The sequence below is a fragment of the Microbacterium sp. SY138 genome (genome assembly GCF_039729145.1).
In the GTDB taxonomy this organism is placed as follows: Bacteria; Actinomycetota; Actinomycetes; order Actinomycetales; family Microbacteriaceae; genus Microbacterium; species Microbacterium maritypicum_A.
Window position 1 is genome coordinate 1,440,384 of record NZ_CP155793.1, and the last position, 20,334, is coordinate 1,460,717.

Below are 20,334 nucleotides of genomic sequence, written 5' to 3' on the forward strand. Positions count from 1 at the left end.
GGCCGTCCTCGAAGAGGGCGGCCGTTTCGCTGTGCGCGTCAGGAGGGTCAGCTCTGCTGACCGCTCTCGGGGACGGGGATGCGACCGGTCCGGATGATGCGGTCGAGCAACTGGTCGAAGTCGGCGGCGAGCTCCTGGGCGGAGTCTCCGGGCCAGATGTGCAGCGGCTTGGCGGCACCCTGAGCCTGCTGCAGAGACGTGCGCTCGGGCAGCTGAGGGGAGAGCACGAGCGGCCCGAACATGTCGCGCAGCTCCTTGATGCGGAACTGGTGCTCGATGGACTGGGGGCGCACGCGGTTCACCACGATGCCGAGCGGCTGGAGCCGGGGCGAGAGTCCGCGTCGGATCTCCTCGATCGCGCGGAGGGCGCGGTCGGCTGCGGCGACGGAGAAGAGGCCGGGTTCGGTGACGACCATGACACGGTCGCTCGCAGCCCACGCCGTGCGGGTCAGCGCGTTCAGGGACGGCGCGCAGTCGACGAGCACGAGGTCGTAGTCGGCTTCGACGGAGGCGAGGGCCTCTTCGAGCTTCCACACGTCGCGCACACTCGGGTGCGGGCCGTCGAAGTTGATCGCGGAGGGGCTGCCGATGAGCACGTCGATCGTGCCCGGGTGCACCTTCGCCCAGCCGCTGGAGGTGATCGCCTGACGGACGACCTTCTCCTTCGGGTTCGCCAGGACGTCGGCGATGTTGAGTCGTCCGGCCACCTGGATGTCCATCCCGGTGGAGACGTCGGACTGCGGGTCGAGGTCGACGACGAGAGTCCGGACGCCTCGGGCGAAAGCCGCTGAGGCCAGCCCGAGTGTCACGGTCGTCTTGCCGACGCCTCCCTTGAGAGAGCTGACGCTGAGTACGTGCACGGAGACCACGTTACCTTCCCCTAGGCTGGGGGAACACTCAGCCCCGCCCCATGCGCATCGAAAACGCTGCGCATCGAGCTCCCAGAGGTGTGCATGTTCCAGAAGATCCTTGTGGCGAACCGCGGCGAGATCGCGATCCGTGCCTTCCGTGCGGCTGTCGAAGTGGGAGCGCGCACCGTCGCGGTGTTCCCGCATGAGGACCGCGGCTCCGTCCATCGGCTCAAGGCCGATGAAGCCTACGAGATCGGTGAGCGCGGGCATCCGGTGCGCGCGTACCTGAATGTCGACGAGATCATCCGCGTCGCACTCGAGTCGGGGGCGGACGCGATCTACCCCGGATACGGCTTCCTCTCCGAGAACCCGGAGCTCGCCGAGAAGGCGGCGGCGAACGGCATCGTGTTCATCGGCCCGCCATCGAACGTGCTCGAGATGGCCGGCAACAAGGTCGAGGCGAAACGCCATGCGATCGAAGCCGGTGTCCCGGTCCTCCGCTCCACCGAGGCATCCGATGACGTCGAGGCGCTGGTCGCCCAGGCGGAGGAGATCGGATTCCCGTTGTTCGCCAAGGCCGTGGCCGGTGGCGGAGGCCGCGGGATGCGTCGTGTCGAGACGGCCGGGGACCTCGCTCCCGCTCTGGCCGAAGCGATGCGAGAGGCCGAGAGCGCCTTCGGCGACGCCAGGATGTTCCTCGAGCAGGCGGTCGTGCGCCCGCGCCACATCGAGGTGCAGATCCTCGCCGACAAGACCGGCGAGACCGTGCACCTGTTCGAACGTGACTGCTCGGTGCAGCGGCGCCATCAGAAGGTCGTCGAGATCGCACCGGCGCCGAACCTCGACGACAGCGTGCGCACCGCTCTGCACGGGTACGCCGTCGCCTTCGCCCGCTCCATCGGGTACGAGAACGCCGGGACGGTCGAGTTCCTGCTCGAGACCGCGGGGGAGCGCACCGGCGAGGTCGTCTTCATCGAGATGAATCCGCGCATCCAGGTCGAGCACACGGTCACCGAAGAGGTGACCGACGTCGACCTCGTGCAGAGCCAGATGCGCATCGCCTCGGGCCAGACCCTCGCCGAACTGGGACTGCAGCAGGAGAACCTGCATCTGCGCGGTGCCGCACTGCAGTGCCGGATCACGACGGAGGACCCGACGCAGGGCTTCCGCCCCGATACCGGCAAGATCACGACCTACCGCTCTCCCGGGGGCGCCGGGATCCGTCTCGACGGCGGCACGGTCCATCAGGGCGCACAGATCAGCCCCCACTTCGACTCCATGCTGGCGAAGCTCACGTGCCGCGGGCGTGATTTCCCGGCAGCCGTCGCCCGCGCCCGTCGTGCCCTCGCCGAGTTCCGCATCCGCGGTGTCTCGACCAACATCCCCTTCCTCCAGGCGCTCCTGGAGGACGACGCGTTCATCGCCGGCGACGTCAGCACGTCGTTCATCGACGAGCGGCCCGAGCTGCTTCGCGGTCGCGTCTCCAAGGACCGCGGCACGAAGCTCCTCAACTGGCTGGTCGACGTCACGGTGAACAAGCCCCACGGCGTGCACCCCGGTGTGGTCGACGCCGTCACCAAGCTTCCGTCGATCGATCTGACCTCGGAGCCGGTGCCGGGTTCGCGTCAGAAGCTCCTCGAGCTGGGGCCGGAGGGCTTCGCCCGCAGCCTTCGTGCGCAGACGGCGCTGGCGATCACCGATACGACGTTCCGCGACGCGCACCAGTCGCTTCTGGCGACGCGTGTGCGCACGAAGGATCTCGTCGCTGCCGCACCGTATCTCGCGCGGCTCACTCCTGGACTCCTCTCGGTCGAGGCATGGGGCGGTGCGACCTACGACGTCGCGCTGCGCTTCCTGGGCGAAGACCCGTGGGAGCGCCTCGACAAGCTCCGTGCCGCTCTGCCCAACGTGGCGATCCAGATGCTCCTTCGTGGGAGGAACACCGTCGGCTACACGCCGTACCCGACGGCGGTGACCGAGGCATTCGTCGCGGAGGCCGCCGCCAGCGGCGTCGACATCTTCCGCATCTTCGACGCACTCAACGACGTGGAGCAGATGCGTCCGGCGATCGAGGCCGTCCGCAACACCGGGACCGCGATTGCCGAGGTCGCGCTCTGCTACACCGGCGACCTGCTCGACCCCGCGGAGGACCTCTACACCCTCGACTACTACCTGGGCCTTGCGGACCAGATCGTCGAGGCCGGCGCGCACATCATCGCGATCAAGGACATGGCGGGTCTGCTGCGTCCCGCCGCCGCTGCCGCACTCGTCACGGCGCTCCGCGAGCGCTTCGATCTGCCGGTCCATCTGCACACGCATGACACCCCGGGCGGTCAGCTCGCGACGCTCCTCGCCGCCAGCGCCGCCGGCGTGGATGCGGTGGATGCCGCGTCGGCGCCGCTGTCCGGAACCACGAGTCAGCCGTCCTTGTCGTCGCTGGTCGCGGCCCTCGCCCATACCGAACGCGACAGCGGCATCTCGCTCGACGCCGTCTCCGACCTTGAGCCGTACTGGGAGGCGGTGCGTCGCCAGTATGCGCCCTTCGAGTCCGGGCTTCCCGGTCCCACAGGCCGTGTGTACCACCACGAGATCCCGGGCGGACAGCTGTCGAACCTCCGGCAGCAGGCCAAGGCGCTCGGCCTCGCCGACGACTTCGAGCTCATCGAGGACATGTACGCCGCGGCCGACCGTATCCTCGGCCGTGTGCCCAAGGTGACGCCGTCGTCGAAGGTCGTCGGCGATCTCGCCCTCCACCTCGCGGCGGTGAAGGCGGACCCTGCCGATTTCGAAGCCCATCCCGAGAAGTACGACGTCCCCGATTCGGTCGTGGGCTTCATGGCCGGCGAGCTCGGCGATCTTCCCGGAGGATGGCCGGAGCCGTTCCGCACCAAGGTCCTCGCCGGGCGCTCCGTGCGTACGGGTCTCACCGCGATCACTGCAGACGACGAGGCGGCTCTCGGCGGGACCAGCGCCGAACGGCGGACGCGACTCAACACGCTGCTGTTCCCTGCGCCCAGTGCGGAGTTCGCGGAGCGTCGCGAGCTGTTCGGCGACCTGTCGGTGCTCGACACGAGCGACTACCTGTACGGCCTCGTCGCCGGCCAGGAGCACCAGATCGAGATCGATCGCGGGGTGCGGTTGTACGTAGGGCTCGAAGCCATCGGCGACGCGGACGACAAGGGGATGCGTACCGTGATGACGACGCTGAACGGACAGCTCCGCCCGGTGTTCGTCCGGGATCGCTCCATCAAGGTCGATGCGATCGAGGTCGAGAAGGCCGATACCTCCGTTCCCGGTCAGGTGGCGGCTCCGTTCTCCGGCGTCGTCACTCTGAAGGCAGAGGTCGGAGCCGTCGTCCGGGCCGGCGAACCCGTCGCCTCCATCGAGGCGATGAAGATGGAGGCGGCCATCACCGCCCCCGTCGACGGCGTGGTCGAGCGCCACGCGATCGCCGAGACGCAGCAGGTGGACGCCGGAGATCTTTTGGTCGTGATCCGTCCGGCGCACTAATCTTGTGCGGGCGAGGGCCGCGCATGCGTGCGCACCCGAGGCTCGCGCAGGCTTGGAGCGACATCGTGACACCGAAGAACACCACCGACCCCGAGGAGAACTCGCTGGGGGTGCTCGACGAAGCCGCGTCTCTCGACACGGCCGGCATCGGCATCCTCGGCGGGACCGCTCAGGTCAGCGTGACCCTTCCCCGAAACGAGGAGGATGACCTCGCCGACGACGGCGTCGTCGACGGCGAGGTCATCGGCGACCTCGTGATCGATCAGGTGCCTGCCGTGGAGCAGGTCCCGAAGTCCGGGACGAAGGGGAAGACGAAGACGCTGCCGAAATCGCAGACCCGTCCTGTGACCCCATCGGCGAACGCCGCCGCATCCGCGCCAGTCTCCGGATCGGCCCCCGTCGTCGAACCGGCGGAGGAGCCGGCGGCCTCCTCGAACGTCGAGCCCACAGTCGGGTCGACCGTGGAACCTCCCGTCGTCACGGGCGTGATCGACGCGACGCCCGTGACCGACGAGGCGCCCGTCATCGATGAGGCGCCCGGCACGGAACGGATCGTGATCGAGGTGACCGCACTCGATCCGGTGATCCCCGTCGACGATGTCGTCATCGATGCGGTCGTCGTCGATGCGGTCGTCGTCGATGAGCCGGACTCTGAGCCGGCCGCCGACGATCTGGATTCCGCCGAGGGGCGGGCTGCAGAGGAAGCCGCGGCCGCCCGGTTCCTCTCCCAGGCTCGATCTGAGATCGAGACGACTCCTCCTGCACCGGCATCCGCCGTGCGGGCGTCCGCTGAGAAGGAGACCACCACCGTGTCCACCCCAGAAGAGAGGCCCGTCGTGGCGAAACCGGCTCGCCCGGCGGCCCGCACGGACGTGACGCTCACCTCGAAGCGCCTGGACGATCTGGGCGAGTCCTCGCGCGAGTCCGCTGATCTGCTCACCGCCGACCGGTTGCTCGACCCGCACCGGATCGCGAAGCCGGAGCCCGAGGGGGCGTGGAGTCACTTCCTCTATGCCGTCTCCGGTCGGCGCATCAACATCGGCGACGGCCGTCGTGCGCGGGAGCGCAAGGCCCTCTCCGCGCGGATCGCCGCACCGCTCGCGGGGGGAGCGCGCTTCGTGCCCGTACTCTCCCGCAAGGGCGGGGTGGGCAAGACCACGATCACGGCGCTGCTGGGCATGGCGTTGGCCGACGCTCGGGAAGATCGCGTGATCGCCGTCGACGCCAACCCGGATCGCGGAACACTCGCCGAGCGCATCGTGCGTCCGCATCACCGCAAGTCCGTGCGCGACCTCGTCCGCATCCACGATGACGTCAAGGGATACCACGACATCTCCGCCATCGTGGCGCGCGACGCGACACGCCTCGACGTCCTCGCCTCCGATGCCGACCCGCGCATCGCCGAGGCCTTCAGCGACAGCGACTACCGTGACGTGGCCGGCGTGGCGGCGCACTACTACTCGCTCGTCCTCACCGATACGGGAACAGGGATCGTCCACTCGGTGATGTCGGCAACTCTCGATCTCGCCGACCAGGTCGTCATCGTCTCGGGGCTGAGCGTCGACGAGGCGCGCCTCGCATCCGAGACCCTCACGTGGCTCGAGACCAACGGGTATGCCGAGCAGGCGCGCGAGGCGATCGTGGTCCTCAACCAGTCCACGCCCGGGACGCCCCTCGTGCGGCTGAACGAGTTGCAGGCGCACTTCGCCACACGTGCACGGAGTGTCGTGCGGGTCCCCTACGACCCGCAGATCGCCGGGGGTGGCACGATCGTGTTCGCCAACCTTCTGCCCGAGACCCGCATCGCCGCCCGAGAACTCGCGGCATTGCTGGTCGAGGGCCTGCGGGCCAGGGCCGCCTGATGGCCGTCCGTGAGATCCGCATCTTCGGCGACCCCGTCCTGCGTACGGTCTGCGCCCCGATCGAGGTGATCGACGACGGGGTCCGGGCACTCGTGGCCGACCTCGTCGACACCGTCGAGCTGCCGGGGCGCGCGGGAGTCGCGGCGCCGCAGATCGGCGTCGCTCTGCGCGCCTTCAGCTACAACATCGACGGCGACATCGGCTATGTGCTCAACCCGGTGCTCACCGAGGTGCGCGGTGAACCGGTGCCGACGGGGGAGGGCTGTCTCTCAGTCCCGGGACTCTGGCACGACGCGCAGCGCCATCCCTGGGCGCGCGTCGAGGGGATCGATCTCGACGGCGACCCCGTAGTGCTCGAGGGGGACGGCCTGCTCGCTCAGGCGCTGCAGCACGAGACCGATCACCTCGACGGCAAGCTCTTCCTGACCCGGCTCGATCCGGAGGTCCGCAAGGTCGCCATGCGCGAAGTGCGGGAGAGCTCCTGGTTCTGACGCCGGACTGATGAAGAAGGGCCCCGCGCGTGCGGGGCCCTTCTTCATCGGGGGGATCGGGTCAGCCGCCGATCGGGACATTCGTGGTCGCGACGGGCTCGTCGTAGATCGCGGCGATCTCGTCGGCGAAGTCGTTCATGATGATGTTCCGCTTGATCGAGAGCTTCGGGGTCAGGTGCCCCGAGGCCTCCGTCCACTCGGAGTCGAGGATCGTGAACTTCCGGATCGACTCGGCTCGCGAGACGCGTGCATTGGCGGCATCGACCGCGCGCTGCACTTCGGCCCGGACGGCCGCGTTCTTGGACGCGTCCACGAGCGACATGGTGGCCTCGAGGCCGTTGTTGGCGAGCCAGGTCGGAAGCATCTCGGGATCGAGCGTGACGAGCGCCGAGATGAACGGACGCTGGTCACCGACGACCACGACCTGACCGATGATCGGATTCGCGCGGATCGGGTCCTCGAGCGCGGCCGGAGCGACGTTCTTGCCGCCGGCCGTGACGATGATCTCCTTCTTGCGCCCGGTGATCGTCAGGAAGCCCTCGGAGTCGAAGCTGCCGATGTCGCCGGTGTGGAACCAGCCGCCCTCGCTGAAGGCCTCGGCCGTCGCCTCGGGGTTGTTCCAGTACTCCTTGAACACGTTGATGCCGCGCACCTCGATCTCGCCGTCGTCGGCGAGGCGGACGCCGACGCCGGGGAGGGCGGGGCCGACCGTCCCGATCTTCGACTTGTCCGCCAGATTCACCGTGGCGGGCGCGGTCGTCTCCGTCAGGCCGTAGCCCTCGAGGATCACCACACCGAGGCTGTGGAAGAAATGGCCGAGCCGCGAGCCGAGGGGCGCGGAGCCCGAGACGGCGTAGACGACATTGCCGCCCATGGCCTCGCGGAGCTTGCTGTAGACGAGCTTGTTGAACAGGGCGAACTTGAGCTTCATCCCGAACGGGATCGGCTTGCCCGCTTCGAGCAGCTTGGAGTGCTCGATGGCGACGTCGGCGGCGGCACGGAAGATCTTGCCCTTGCCGCCAGCTTCGGCCTTCTGCTCCGCCGAGTTGTACACCTTCTCGAACACGCGGGGGACAGCGAGGAGGAACGTCGGTTTGAACGAGCCGAGCGCCGGAAGAAGCTGGCGCGTATCGGGCTGGTGACCCGTGCGCACTCCCGCATGGACGTCGAGGATCGAGATGAACCGTGCGAACACATGGGCAGTCGTGATGAAGAGGAGGGTGGAGGCTCCCGGTGTCTGGACGACCTCGTCCAGAGCCTTGGCGGAGTTCCGGGAGAGCTCGACGAAATTGCTGTGCGTGAGCACGCACCCCTTCGGGCGCCCCGTGGAGCCGGAGGTGTAGATGAGCGTGGCGATGTCGGATCCGACCGCAAGGGAGCGCCGGCGTTCGATCTCGGCATCGGCCACGGAGGCGCCCTGGGCGGTCAGGGTGTCGATGGCGCCCAGGTGCAGCTGCCACACCTCGCGGATCAGCGGGAGGTCGCCACGGACCTCGTCGACGCGGGCGAAGTGCTCAGGCGACTCCACGATGAGCGCGATGGCACCGGAGTCCTCGAGGATCCACTGGATCTGAGAGGGCGAGCTGGTCTCGTAGATCGGCACCATCACGGCGCCGGCGTAGAACAGCGCGAAGTCGACGAGCGTCCATTCGTACGTCGTGCGCGCCAGGAATCCGACCTTCTCGCCGGGCTGGATGCCGGCGGCGACGAAGCCCTTCGCGAGGGCGGTCACGGCCGTCTGGAAGTCGGCGGCCGAGATGTCTCGCCACCCCTCTCCCTCCGGAACCGAGAACAGCGCACGATCCGGAGTGGCTTCGACGCGCTTCACCAGCAGGTCGGCGACGTTCGCGTCGGGATCGGCGGGGACGATCGCGGGGACTTCAAACTGGACCACGGCAGCTCCTTCGGTACCGGTCGGGCACGGACTTGCTTCCGAGTCTAGGGCATGGAACCCAGTCGCGCCTCAGGTGGAACTGGGTCGCGTGGATGGTCGGAGCAAGGAGTCGACTCCACGGACGCCGGGCGCGGCGCTAGACTTCACCACGATGTTCTACTGGCTGATGAAGTACGTGGTGATCGGCCCCGTGGTCAAGGCGGTGTTCCGCCCCTGGATCGTCGGGCGCAACAACGTGCCCGCGAACGGTGCGGCGATCCTCGCGAGCAATCACCTCTCCTTCGCCGACTCCATCTTCCTTCCTCTGGTGATCGACCGGTCGATGTCCTTCCTCGCGAAGAGCGACTATTTCACGGGCCGCGGCCTCAAAGGCTGGGCCACGAAGTTCTTCATGAAGGCGACGGGACAGATCCCCATCGATCGATCGGGTGGCAAGGCTTCCGAGGCCTCGCTGAACACCGGACTCCAGGTGCTCGGCGGAGGCGACCTGCTCGGCATCTATCCCGAGGGCACCAGAAGCCCCGACGGAAAGCTGTATCGGGGTCGGACCGGCATCGCCAGGATGGCGCTCGAGGCGAAGGTCCCGGTGGTGCCGGTGATCATGGTCGACACCGATACGGCGATGCCGATCGGCAGGAGGCTGCCCCGCATCGTGCGCGTCGGAATCGTGATCGGGGAGCCCCTCGACTTCTCGCGCTACGCGGGCATGGAGAACGATCGCTACATCCTGCGTTCGGTCACCGACGAGATCATGGTGGCCCTGCAGCGGCTCGGCGAGCAGAAGTACGAGGACGTCTACGCGTCGACGGTCAAGGACCGGCTCCCCACGCGCGTCACATAGGCCTCACGCGGATCTGGGTGGTACCCGCGACCACTAGGCTGGAACGCATGCTCCCGCACCACATCGAAGCCCTTGATGCATGGCGCTCGCTTCCCATCAAGCAGCAGCCGCAGTGGCCCGACGCGGACCGCGTCGCCGACGTCTCCCAGCAGATCGCGACCCTTCCGCCGCTGGTCTTCGCTGGCGAGGTCGACAACCTGCGTGACAGGCTCGCCCGTGCGGCGTCCGGCCAGGCGTTCCTCCTCCAGGGTGGTGACTGCGCCGAGACCTTCGCCGGGGCGACCGCCGAACAGATCCGCAACCGCATCAAGACGGTGCTGCAGATGGCTGTCGTGCTCACGTACGGCGCCTCGATGCCCATCGTCAAGATGGGCCGCATGGCGGGTCAGTTCGCGAAACCGCGCTCGAGCGACTCCGAGACCCGCGGTGACGTCACTCTGCCCGCCTACCGCGGTGACATCGTGAACGGCTACGACTTCACCGAGGGGTCCCGCACCGCCGACCCCGGTCGCTTGCTCCAGGGCTACCACACGGCGGCGTCGACCCTCAACCTGATCCGCGCGTTCACCCAGGGTGGTTTCGCCGATCTCCGCGAGGTGCACTCGTGGAACAAGGGCTTCGCGCAGAACCCTGCCAACCAGCGCTACGAGCGCATGGCCGCGGAGATCGACCGCGCGATCAAGTTCATGGAGGCTGCCGGAGCGGACTTCGATGAGCTCAAGCGCGTCGAGTTCTTCACGGGGCACGAGGGTCTGCTGATGGACTACGAGCGCCCGATGACGCGCATCGACTCGCGCACGGACACGCCGTACAACACCTCTGCGCACTTCCTGTGGATCGGAGAGCGCACGCGTGAGCTCGATGGCGCGCACGTCGACTACTTCTCCAAGATCCGCAACCCCATCGGCGTGAAGCTCGGACCGACCACGTCGCCCGACACCGCGCTCGCGCTGATCGACAAGCTCGATCCCGAACGCGAGCCGGGACGCCTCACCTTCATCACCCGCATGGGCGCCGGAAAGATCCGCGACGCTCTGCCGCCGCTGCTCGAGGCCGTCCGCGATTCCGGCGCGCAGCCGCTGTGGGTCACCGACCCGATGCACGGCAACGGCATCACCACGCCGACCGGCTACAAGACCCGTCGCTTCGACGACGTCGTCGACGAGGTGCGCGGCTTCTTCGAAGCGCACCGTGCGGTCGGGACCTTCCCCGGAGGCATCCACGTCGAGCTCACCGGTGACGACGTCACCGAGTGCCTCGGTGGGTCGGAGCAGATCGACGAGGCCGCGCTGGCCACGCGCTACGAGAGCCTGTGCGACCCGCGACTGAACCACATGCAGTCGCTGGAGCTCGCCTTCCTGGTGGCCGAGGAGCTCGAGAAGCGCTGAGACAGAAGCGCTGAGACACCGTCGAAGAAGGCCGCCCCCCCGGAACACGGGGAGGCGGCCTTCTCTTTGCTCATGACGTCTCGCGGTCGTTCCCCGACGGAGCGCTCAACCGCTGAGCTGAATCGAGAGGTTCACGGTGCCTCCACGGGGGAGCGACGTGTCCGGGCCGGGATCCTGCCCCGTGACCTTGGCCATCTCCGCGAAGCCCGGCAGATCGCCCCAGGCGGCATAGGTCGACTTGAACCCCTTGTCGGAGAGGATCTTCTTCGCCTCGTTCAAGGTCTTGCCCGAGACATCCGGCACGGGGAACAGCTCCGGGCCTTTGGAGACGATGAGCTGCACGCTGTCGCCCGGCCGCCAATTGCCTTCTTCCGCACGATCGGCCACTCCGATGACCACATCCTTGGCGACGCTGTCGCTGAAGGTGTACTGCGGGTCCGCGGTCACGGTGAGGCCCTTGTCCGTGAGCGTGGAGGTGGCCTCGCCGACCGACATACCCGCGACGTCGGGGAAGTCGCCGGCGGAGACGTAGAGCTCCACCGTGTCGTCCTCGAAGACCTCGCAACCGTCCCCGCAGATGTAGGAGTCCCCGCCGGCCCGCGGTGTGACGTACGCGTTGATGACGATGCCGGCGTCGGCATCGGAGAAGAGCAGGAGAGATTTGTCCGTGACGTTGACCTTGAGGCTGGCGAGGTAGTCGCGCGCATCCTGCTCGGCGCGGCCGTTCAACGGGTCGAGCGTGTGCGTCGCCGGCCCCGCGGAGACGATCACCGTGACCGAGGCGCCCTTGTCGAGTCGCGCGCCCTCCGCCGGATCGGTCTCGATGACGGTCCCCGCGGGGATGTCGATCGAGAATTCGTCCTTCTGCGACGGCACGAATCCGGCATCCGTGAGCGTTGCCGCTGCGGCGTCGTACGTGCCTCCGGCGACCGCGGGCACGGCGATGAGAGAGCCGGGTCCGGAACCGAACCACCAGCCGACCCCGCCGGCGAGCACCGCCAGCAGCAGCACGAGAGTGAGGAGGAACGCCCCGCGCGCGCGGCGTTTGGACGCTCGTCGTCGCAGGAGGGTCGCGTTGTCGAGGGCGGCGGGTGCCGGAGCCGTGGGGTCGGCGATGACCATCGTTCCCGGCATCACCTTGGTGAGGTCACCGGAGTCGCCTTGGCTGTGCTGCGGCGCGGTGGCTCTGGCCGCAGCCGGGGCGATGCCGAGGTCTCGTTCGATCTCCCGCAAGCGCTCGAGCATCTGCTGCGCGTCGTCGGGTCGGTCGTCCGGCGACTTCTCCGTTGCCCAGAGCACGAGCTCGTCGAGCTGCTCCGGCACGGCGGGGTTGCGCACGCTCGGTCGGGGCACCGATTCCGTGGCGTGCTGGAAAGCGATCTGCATGGGCTGCTCGCCCTTGTAGGGCTGCTCACCCACGAGCATCTCGTACAGCATGATGCCGAGGGCGTAGATGTCGCTGCGGGCGTCGGCGGTTCCGCGCGTGACGAGTTCGGGGGCGAGGTAGGCGATCGTCCCGAGCAGCTGCTGTCCGGTCGCGGTGTTCGCGGTGGTCGCTCGCGCGAGCCCGAAGTCGCCGATCTTGATGCGACCGTCTTCGGCGAGGAGGACGTTCTCGGGCTTCACGTCGCGGTGCACGATCCCGGCACGATGCGCGGCCGAGAGGCCGGCCAGGATCGCATCCATGATGGTGATGGTCTGCGGGATCGTGAGGCGCTTCTGCTCGCGGAGGAGCTCGCGCAGCGTGATGCCGGGCAGGTACTCCATCACGAGGTAGGCCAGCTCGCCGTCCTGGCCCTGGTCGAACACGTTCACGACGTGGGGGTCCGCCAGCCGGGCAGCGGCTCTGGCCTCCTGGATGAAGCGGCTCTGGAAGGCTGAGTCGTCGCTGAGGTGCGCGTGCATCACCTTGAGGGCGATGCGCCGCTCCAGGCGGAGGTCGGTCGCGACGTACACGGTCGCCATCCCGCCGCGGGCGATGCGGGCACGCACCCGGTAGCGGCCGTCGACAAGCCGCCCGATGAGGGGGTCGGCCTGCTGATTGGTCGTCACGTCAGAATTCTATGGAGAACTGCCTGAAAGACAGGGGAGCGGCTCACCCCTCGGGCCTTCGGGTTTTCCCGGATGTCGTCAGCCGTGCAGAGCGAGCCAGGCATAGGCTTGCGTCTCCCACTGGCCGTACTTGTCCGGATAGGCGGAGATCTGCACCGCCTGGGCCGCTTCGGTGAAGGGCATGCCCTCCCAGCCCGGGATGTCCAGGAGCCCGCGTGTCACCTGCCCGTTGGGGTCGGCCTGCCCTCCGTAGAACACGCGTGTGCTCCGCTCTGCGTCCATGATCTGCGCGGGCGTTCCCCACCCGGTGCTGGGGCGCTGCTGGAAGATGCCGAGCGAGTCACGGTCGCCCCAGTCGAGGTTGCGCAGCCCGGACTCGACCATCCCCGTCGCGAGGGCGATGGCGATGGCCCGGTCCGAGACGCCGAGCTCGCGACCGACGCGGATGATCAGCGCAGCGTTCGCAGCCTGTTCCGCGGTGAGCGTCGCCGTCTGCTGGCCGCCGGCCGAGGCGGAAGCGGTGGTGGGGGCGGGAGCCGCTACCGGCGTCGCCTGCAGAGAGAGCGTCTGGCCGGGGTAGATGATCGACGAGGGGCCGAGGCCGTTCGCGGCGTACAGCGTCTGCGTCGTGGTGCCGTACTTCTGTGCGATGCCGAACAGCGTGTCTCCGGCCACGACGGTGTGCGTCGCGGCGGATGCGGGAGCGACTGCGGGGACAGCAGCCGGTGTCGGCGCGGCTGCCGGTGCTGCAGTGCCGGCGACGACGAGACTCTGGCCCGGAAGGATGATCGAAGCGCGCGTGAGGCCGTTCGCCGACAGGACGGCGTCGACGGTGGTGCCGTATCGCTGCGCGATGGCGTAGACGGTGTCGCCGGCGACGACCTGATGCGTGGCCGAGGCCGGGGGCGCCGGCGCGGCGGCGGGCGTGGCTGCGGGTGTCGCCGCCGGGGCCGCAGGCAGCAGCGTCAGGGTCTGACCAGGGTAGATCACGGAACGCCAGGAGAGGCCGTTCCAGGTCAGGACATCGACCGCTCGAAGACCGAAGCGCGTGGCGATGGCGGAGACGGTGTCGCCGGGGCGGACGACGTAGCTGGGTGGAGCGGCCTCGGTGGGCACCCCGCGCGCGGGGAGAAGACGTGGACGCTCGACGGCGGCAGCATCCGACGGAGAAGCCGCGTGGGCCGGTGCCGCCGTGAGCGTGGTCGCCAGGGCTCCGAGCACCGCCGCAGGCACTCCGATAGGCAGGTATCGCGTTCGACGCGTGGCGGTCTTGACTGTCAAGGCTTGCCCCCTTTTCGAGTTTTTCACGCTGACACGGATGTAAACAGAAGTCAACAGAAGTGACGCAAGTGACGGATGTGACTGATGGTCGATATGCGGCGGCCAGACGGAGGTGAGATAGTGGGCAACGTGTCTGAGAACGTTGCTGGAACCCCTGCCGCTGCCGATGTCGAGTGGTTGACGATGCCCGACCTCGTCGAGGTGCTCGACGAGCCCCTCGGCCGAGTGCGTCGTCTGATCGATGAGCACTACCTCGTGGGGTCGCGTCGCAACGGGACGTTCGCCGTGCCCTCGGTGTTCATCGTCGACGGCCACCCGCTGAGTTCTCTGCGCGGAACAGTGATCGTCCTGCAGGACGCCGGTTTCACCGACGACGAGCTGATCGACTGGCTGCTCGCCGAAGAGGAAAGCCTGGGGCGCTCGCCGATCGCCGCCCTGCTGGCCGGGCACAAGAGCTCGGTCCGGCGTCTCGCGCGCACTCTCGCCTGACGAAGCCCGTCAGGACGCGCGCACGGTGGCCGCGCGTGCGAGATCACGCAACTCGCCGACGGCGGCGTTGTCGAGCCGGGCGCCTGAGAGCGCACGGTCGGCCTCGAGGGCATAGTCGGCGATCATCGCCTCGACCTGGTCCAGCGCGCCCGAAGCAGTGATCGTGGCTTGCAGGGACGACACCTGCGGCGATGTCAGAGCGGGGTCGCCGAGCATCTCGTCCAGGAGATTCCGTGCGGAGGCGTCGAGAGCCTGTCGGGTGAGGGCGATCAACACCGTGCGCTTGCCCTCCCGAAGGTCGTCGCCCGCCGGCTTGCCGGTGACGGATGCGTCGCCGAACACGCCGAGCACGTCGTCGCGGAGCTGGAATGCCAGGCCGATCGGATGGCCGAAGCGCCGCAGTGCGGCGACCTGGTCCTCGTGGGCTCCGCCGAAAGCGCCACCCAGGACGAGCGGCTGCTCGATGCTGTATCTGGCGGACTTGAGGGATGCCACGCGCAGCGCCCTCTCGGCGTGGAGACTTCCGTCGTTCACGCTCCAGGCCGATTCCTCTGCGATGTCCAGGAACTGGCCGGTGGTCACATCCCTTCGCATCCGCGCGTACTCGGCGCGCACGGCTCGCGCATGCGGCTGGCCCTCGAGTGCGTATTCCAGAAGGTCATCGCTCCATGCGACGAGCAGGTCGCCGAGGAGGATCGCGGATGCCCTGCCGAACTGCTCTGCATCTCCGGACCACCCGGCCGCGCGATGAGACGTCTCGAGCGCACGATGCGCGGCGGGGCGACCACGGCGGGTATCGGAGTTGTCGATCAGATCGTCGTGGACGAGCGCGGCCGACTGGAAGATCTCCAGCGCGGTGCACATGTCCCACAGCGCATCGGTCTCCGCCGCGTCGCGGTCACCGAATTTCGCGACGGCACGCCACCCCGCATGGCAGAAGCGGGCTCGAAGGCGCTTGCCGCCGTCGAGCGTGCCGGCGGCGGCGTCCAGGAATGCTGCCGCGTCAGGGCCGTAGTCCGAGGCTTCCTCACGCATCCGCGCGAGGAAGCGTGCGAGGTGCGTGGCGACGGCGTCGGGGACGGGGGAGGATGACGGCACGACTCCCAGCATACGTAAAGCAAGGGGACGTCGAACTGCTAGCCCCGGACGCCTCGGCGCGCGTAGAATGGGAGGCACGATACCCGAGGGGGACGAAATGCCACTCTCCGAACAGGAGCAGCGTCTGCTCGACGAGATGGAACGCCATCTCCTCCACAACGATGCCGACGTCGTGACCGCGCCGTCCGGCGATCGAGCATTGAGCTACCGAAATCTCGTCTACGGAGCACTCCTCCTGCTCGCCGGTGTCGGCGGTCTGGTCGCCGGAGTCATTCTCGGTGGCGTCTGGGGCATCGTCGTCGGTGTCGTCGGATTCGCCGCGATGCTCGCCGGTGTCATGGTCGCCGTCACGCCAGTGCGACGCACCACCGCGACCACGCCCCGTGAGCGTTCCGCCCCGAAGCGGCAGGAATCGGCCTCCTTCATGGATCGGATGAACGATCGATGGGATCGCCGCCAGGACGGTCACTGACCTCCCCACACACTTCACGACAGAAGCCCGGATGCTGAGCATCCGGGCTTCTGTCGTTTGACCGCGTTCGCCGCCGGCCGGCTCGCCGCGTCCGTCCCCCACTCGCCCTCCAGTCACCCTCCACCTTCCTCCACCCCGGAATTCCGGGGTTGTTCGGCGTACTTGTCGGCATAGACCCTGATTTCCGAAGGATTGGTCGTAGGTATGTGGAGGAAAGTGGAGTAAAGTGGGGCGCACCTCGAGTTGGCCGGACGCAGAGGGGGTGGTGGCCGATGTTGCTGGGTACGCACTCACCGAAGCTGGACGACAAAGGACGGGTCATCCTTCCTGCGAAGTTCCGCGAAGACCTCGGCGGCGGCATCGTCGTCACCCGAGGCCAGGAACGGTGCCTCTACGTGTTCAGCACGGCCGAGTTCGAGGCGATGCACGAGCGGATCCGTCAGGCGCCGCTCGCGAACAAACAGGCGCGTGACTTCATGCGACTGTTCCTCTCCGGAGCCAGCGCGGAGATGCCAGACAGCCAGAACCGCATCACCATCCCGGCGCACCTGCGTCAGTACGCAGGTCTGCAGAAGGAACTCATCGTCACCGGAGTCGGCGCCCACGCCGAGATCTGGGATGCCGAGAGCTGGAACGCCTACCTCGCCGCCGGCGAGGAGACCTACTCCGACCTCGAGCAGGAGGTGATTCCGGGACTCTTCTGACCACGGCTGTGATGCCCCGCCGCTCCCGCCCCGACACACTTCCCCGGTGCCGGGTCGAGAAGCGGAGGGGGATCAGAGCCGAAGGTCACCCCGAGAAAGATCATGAACCTCCGAGACATCCACACCCCCGTACTGCTCGACCGCTGCGTCGAGCTGCTCGCTCCCGCCCTCCAGGCGGACGGAGCGGTGCTCGTCGATGCCACCCTCGGCATGGGTGGTCACTCCGAGGCGCTGCTCGAACGCTTCCCGAACATCCGTCTGGTCGGACTCGACCGCGACACCGATGCGCTGCGCATCGCGGGGGAGCGGCTCGCCCGCTTCGCGGACCGCGTCACGCTCGTGCACACGGTGTACGACGAGATCGGACTGCACGCCCAGGGCGCAGCCGGCATCCTCTTCGATCTCGGCGTCTCGTCTCTGCAGTTGGACGAAGCCGACCGCGGCTTCGCCTATTCGAAGGATGCCCCGCTGGACATGCGGATGGATCAGACCAAGGGCGTCACGGCCGCAGAGGTCATCGCGACCTACAGCGAAGGCAATCTCCGCCGCATCTTCGAGCGCTACGGCGAGGAGAAACTCGCCGGTCGGTATGCACGGTTCATCATCGACGCGCGGCAGAAGCAGCCGATCACGCGGTCGGGTGAACTCGTCGAGATCCTGATCGCCGCCACACCCGCGGCTGCCCAGCGCGCGGGTCACCCGGCCAAGCGCGTGTTCCAGGCGCTGCGCATCGAGGTGAACACCGAGCTCAACGTGCTCGCCGACGCGATCCCGTCGGCGATGGACGCGCTCGCAGTCGGCGGGCGCATCGTCGTGATGTCGTACCAGTCGCTGGAAGATCGTCTCGTGAAGCAGGCGTTCGCTGCGGCCTCCGCCTCGACCGCTCCTGCCGGGCTCCCGGTCGAGCTCCCCGAACATGCTCCGCGTTTCCGCATCCTGACCAAAGGCGCCGAGCTGGCCGACGACGAAGAACGCGCGCGCAACCCGCGGGCGATCCCGGTGCGCCTGCGCGCCGCCGAGAAGCTGCGGGAGAGCGCATGAGCCTGAATGCCGTCGTCCGGAAGCCGGTGCAGCCGGTCGCCCCGGAGAGGACGCCCCAGCGGAAGCTGCAGCCCGTCACCCGCCCTGCAGTCCGCCGCAAGCCGAAGCTCGCCTACGCCCTCATCGCGCTCGGCGGAGCACTCGCGATCGGAGCCGCGCAGATCGGGCTGTCGCTCGCCATCACCCAGGACTCGTTCACTCTCGCGAGTCTCTCGTCACAGCAGCGCGAGCTCAACCTGAAGACGCACGCCCTCCAGGAAGAACTCACCGGCGTCAGCTCGCCCCAGGTGCTCGCCAGCAGCGCAGCCGGACTCGGGATGGTCGTCGCCGGATCGCCGTCGTATCTGCGTCTCAGTGACGGTGCCGTCTTCGGCACCGGTGCGGGGGCCGACTGGACATCGACCGTCAATCCCGCCGGTGTCGGGGCCGTGAGCAACTCCCTCATCGTGGAACCGCCGCCTCCTCCGGCGGAGACCGACGAGGGGACGGCGACGGACCAGCCCACCCAGGACCTTCCGCCGTCGATCACCGACGGCCTCCCCAGCCCCACGACGCACTGACACCCACGAGCGACGGAGAGATCCCATGACGACACGAGCCACCCGCGGTCCGCGGCGACGCACCGTCGTCGCTCTCGCTGTCATCCTCTCGGTGCTGGTCGCGTTCGTGGTACGCCTGGTCGACATCCAGGTGGTCAGCGCTGATGAGCACGTCTCCGAGTCCCTCGAGCACCTCGGTGCGAGTTCGGCGATCCCGGGCCAGCGCGGGTCGATCGTCGACTCCGGCGGCACGGTGCTCGCTTCCAGTGTGATGGTCTACGACGCGCAGCTCAGCCCGCAGGTCATCATGCTCGTCGAGGAGAAGAAGCCGAAGCTGCCGTGGGCCGAGGCCTCCGACAAGATCGCCGCCATCACCGGCCAGACCGGCGACGAGGTGCGGGCTCTGGTCTCGAACGCCCTCGCCGAGAACCCCGACAGCCAGTACGCGCCTCTCAAGAAGGGCTTGAACACGGAGCAGTACATGGCGCTGCGGGATCTCGGAGTCGGTTCGTACCTGTCGCTGAAGGCGCGAGAGACACGCGTATACCCGAACGGCGCGGTCGCCGGAAACATCCTCGGCTTCCTCGACAACTCTGGTGAGGCGCAGGCCGGTGTGGAGAAGCTCGACGACTCCTGCCTGGCGCCCATCGACGGCGAGGAGACCTACCGCAAGGGCAAGGACGGCGTCGTGATCCCCGGCAGCGAGCGCACCGTCGATGCCGTGAACGGCGGATCCGTGCAGCTGACCATCAACAGCGACCTCAACTGGTACCTGCAGCAGATGATCGCCGAAGAGGCACAGGCGCAGGGCGCCAAGGGCGGGACAGTCACGGTCGTCGAGGTCAAGACGGGCAAGATCCGCGCCGCGGCCGAGTGGCCCGCGCTGGACCCGAACGATCTCGATGCGTCGACACCGGCGACCAGGGCCAGTCAGATCTTCCACCACGACTTCGAGCCCGGATCGACGTTCAAGGCCGTCACCGCGGCTGCCGCCATCGAAGGAGCGGGCCTGACCCCGCTCAGCACGGTGAGCGCGGCCTCTCGGGAGAAGTTCCCGAATGGCGCCGTCGTGAACGACGCGTTCACCCACCCGGCGTACAACTACACGCTCGCCGGGGGCCTCATCGACTCGTCGAACGTCGCCCTGTCGAAGTTCGGCACCATGGTGAGCCCCGATGTGCGCTACGACTACCTCCAGCGCTTCGGGGTGGGGGACAAGACGCTCGACTTCCCCTCGGAGGTCGGAGGGATCCTGCACCCGGTCAGCGACTGGGACAACCAGTCGCTCTACACGACGACGTTCGGGCAGTACTTCACCGTGACGGCCGCCCAGCTCGCCGGCGCCTACCAGGCGATCGCGAACGGCGGCGAGAAGATCGACCTCTCGCTCGTCGAGTCGTGCACCGCCGCGGACGGCACCGTGACCGCGCCAGCCGACCCGAAGCGCGAGCAGATCGTCAAGGAGCAGACCGCAGCGGAGCTGACACGCATGCTGGAGAACGTCGCAGTACAGGGCGGCAACGCCGAGCGCATCCAGGTCCCCGGCTACCGCGTGACCAGCAAGACGGGTACGGCGCAGGTGTCGGACGGCAACGGCGGCTACAAGGCCGGGGTGTACTACACCAGCATGGTGGGCTTCGCGCCGGTCGACGATCCGCAGTACGTCGTCGTGGTCACCCTCGACGAGCCGACTAAGGTTGTATCGTCCGCGGCCACCGCATCCGCCTTCCAGAAGGCGATGACGCAGGTGATGAAAACGTATCGCGTGATGCCGTCCTCTGTCCCGATGGACGAGCTCCTCCCCAAGTTCGGATAGTCGGC

General features: G+C 68.1%; 16 protein-coding genes. 11 read left to right on the forward strand and 5 right to left on the reverse strand.

Annotated features, from left to right (window positions below; translation table 11 throughout):
* Positions 1-47: 47 nt before the first annotated feature.
* Positions 48-860 (reverse strand): ParA family protein, encoded by an 813-nt coding sequence (locus tag ABDC25_RS06810; RefSeq protein ID WP_029258366.1) that lies wholly within the window; start codon positions 858-860, stop codon positions 48-50.
* A 93-nt stretch (positions 861-953) separates the two neighbouring features.
* Between ABDC25_RS06810 and ABDC25_RS06815 the strand changes: the two genes are divergently transcribed.
* The 3 genes from ABDC25_RS06815 to def are packed head-to-tail and all read left to right on the forward strand — an operon-like array spanning position 954 to position 6,714.
* Entirely contained in the window at positions 954-4,361 is a 3,408-nt protein-coding gene (locus ABDC25_RS06815; protein WP_029258365.1) for a pyruvate carboxylase, read from the forward strand.
* 23 nt (positions 4,362-4,384) lie between these two features.
* A complete protein-coding gene (locus ABDC25_RS06820) occupies positions 4,385-6,223 on the forward strand; it encodes an AAA family ATPase (RefSeq protein WP_347125543.1) in 1,839 nt (612 codons plus the stop codon).
* Positions 6,223-6,714 carry a peptide deformylase gene (gene def / locus ABDC25_RS06825; RefSeq protein ID WP_167253867.1) on the forward strand — a complete coding sequence of 164 codons (492 nt, stop codon included), beginning with the start codon at positions 6,223-6,225 and terminating at the stop codon, positions 6,712-6,714. The genes ABDC25_RS06820 and def overlap by 1 nt, the downstream gene beginning before the upstream one ends.
* A gap of 61 nt (positions 6,715-6,775) precedes the next feature.
* Here def and ABDC25_RS06830 read toward each other — a convergent pair whose 3' ends face one another.
* Positions 6,776-8,608 (reverse strand): AMP-dependent synthetase/ligase, encoded by a 1,833-nt coding sequence (locus ABDC25_RS06830; RefSeq protein ID WP_021199323.1) that lies wholly within the window; start codon positions 8,606-8,608, stop codon positions 6,776-6,778.
* A 151-nt stretch (positions 8,609-8,759) separates the two neighbouring features.
* On the opposite strand from ABDC25_RS06830, the gene ABDC25_RS06835 reads away from it, so the two are divergent.
* Both ABDC25_RS06835 and ABDC25_RS06840 read left to right on the forward strand, forming a co-directional pair.
* Positions 8,760-9,449 (forward strand): lysophospholipid acyltransferase family protein, encoded by a 690-nt coding sequence (locus tag ABDC25_RS06835; RefSeq protein WP_021199324.1) that lies wholly within the window; start codon positions 8,760-8,762, stop codon positions 9,447-9,449.
* A gap of 47 nt (positions 9,450-9,496) precedes the next feature.
* Positions 9,497-10,837, forward strand: a complete 1,341-nt coding sequence (locus ABDC25_RS06840) for a 3-deoxy-7-phosphoheptulonate synthase class II (protein WP_017830214.1) — start codon at positions 9,497-9,499, stop codon at positions 10,835-10,837.
* 105 nt (positions 10,838-10,942) lie between these two features.
* Here the strand turns inward: ABDC25_RS06840 and pknB are convergent, their stop codons facing one another.
* A complete protein-coding gene (pknB, locus tag ABDC25_RS06845; RefSeq protein ID WP_167253869.1) occupies positions 10,943-12,889 on the reverse strand; it encodes a Stk1 family PASTA domain-containing Ser/Thr kinase in 1,947 nt (648 codons plus the stop codon).
* A gap of 78 nt (positions 12,890-12,967) precedes the next feature.
* Positions 12,968-14,170 carry a LysM peptidoglycan-binding domain-containing protein gene (locus ABDC25_RS06850; RefSeq protein WP_200861061.1) on the reverse strand — a complete coding sequence of 401 codons (1,203 nt, stop codon included), beginning with the start codon at positions 14,168-14,170 and terminating at the stop codon, positions 12,968-12,970.
* A gap of 120 nt (positions 14,171-14,290) precedes the next feature.
* Here ABDC25_RS06850 and ABDC25_RS06855 point away from each other — a divergent pair, with 120 nt between their 5' ends.
* A complete protein-coding gene (locus tag ABDC25_RS06855) occupies positions 14,291-14,659 on the forward strand; it encodes an Rv2175c family DNA-binding protein (RefSeq protein ID WP_021199327.1) in 369 nt (122 codons plus the stop codon).
* 9 nt (positions 14,660-14,668) lie between these two features.
* On the opposite strand, the gene ABDC25_RS06860 is transcribed toward ABDC25_RS06855, so the two are convergent.
* Complete coding sequence (locus tag ABDC25_RS06860) at positions 14,669-15,757, reverse strand: polyprenyl synthetase family protein (protein WP_292776255.1); 1,089 nt, start codon at positions 15,755-15,757, stop codon at positions 14,669-14,671.
* A gap of 97 nt (positions 15,758-15,854) precedes the next feature.
* Between ABDC25_RS06860 and ABDC25_RS06865 the strand changes: the two genes are divergently transcribed.
* The 5 genes from ABDC25_RS06865 (at position 15,855) to ABDC25_RS06885 (ending at position 20,329) form a co-directional block, all read left to right on the forward strand.
* The gene (locus tag ABDC25_RS06865; protein WP_029258357.1) at positions 15,855-16,229 is read left to right on the forward strand and encodes a DUF3040 domain-containing protein; all 375 of its coding nucleotides are present in this window, start codon (positions 15,855-15,857) and stop codon (positions 16,227-16,229) included.
* A 272-nt stretch (positions 16,230-16,501) separates the two neighbouring features.
* Entirely contained in the window at positions 16,502-16,933 is a 432-nt protein-coding gene (mraZ, locus tag ABDC25_RS06870) for a division/cell wall cluster transcriptional repressor MraZ (protein WP_017830220.1), read from the forward strand.
* A gap of 102 nt (positions 16,934-17,035) precedes the next feature.
* Complete coding sequence (gene rsmH, locus ABDC25_RS06875; RefSeq protein WP_347125548.1) at positions 17,036-17,974, forward strand: 16S rRNA (cytosine(1402)-N(4))-methyltransferase RsmH; 939 nt, start codon at positions 17,036-17,038, stop codon at positions 17,972-17,974.
* On the forward strand, positions 17,971-18,534 hold the full coding sequence (locus ABDC25_RS06880) for a hypothetical protein (protein ID WP_347125550.1): 564 nt from the start codon (positions 17,971-17,973) through the stop codon (positions 18,532-18,534). The genes rsmH and ABDC25_RS06880 overlap by 4 nt, the downstream gene beginning before the upstream one ends.
* Before the next feature lie 25 nt (positions 18,535-18,559).
* Positions 18,560-20,329, forward strand: coding sequence for a penicillin-binding protein 2 (locus ABDC25_RS06885; RefSeq protein WP_167253875.1), 1,770 nt, complete (start codon positions 18,560-18,562; stop codon positions 20,327-20,329).
* Positions 20,330-20,334: the final 5 nt, after the last annotated feature.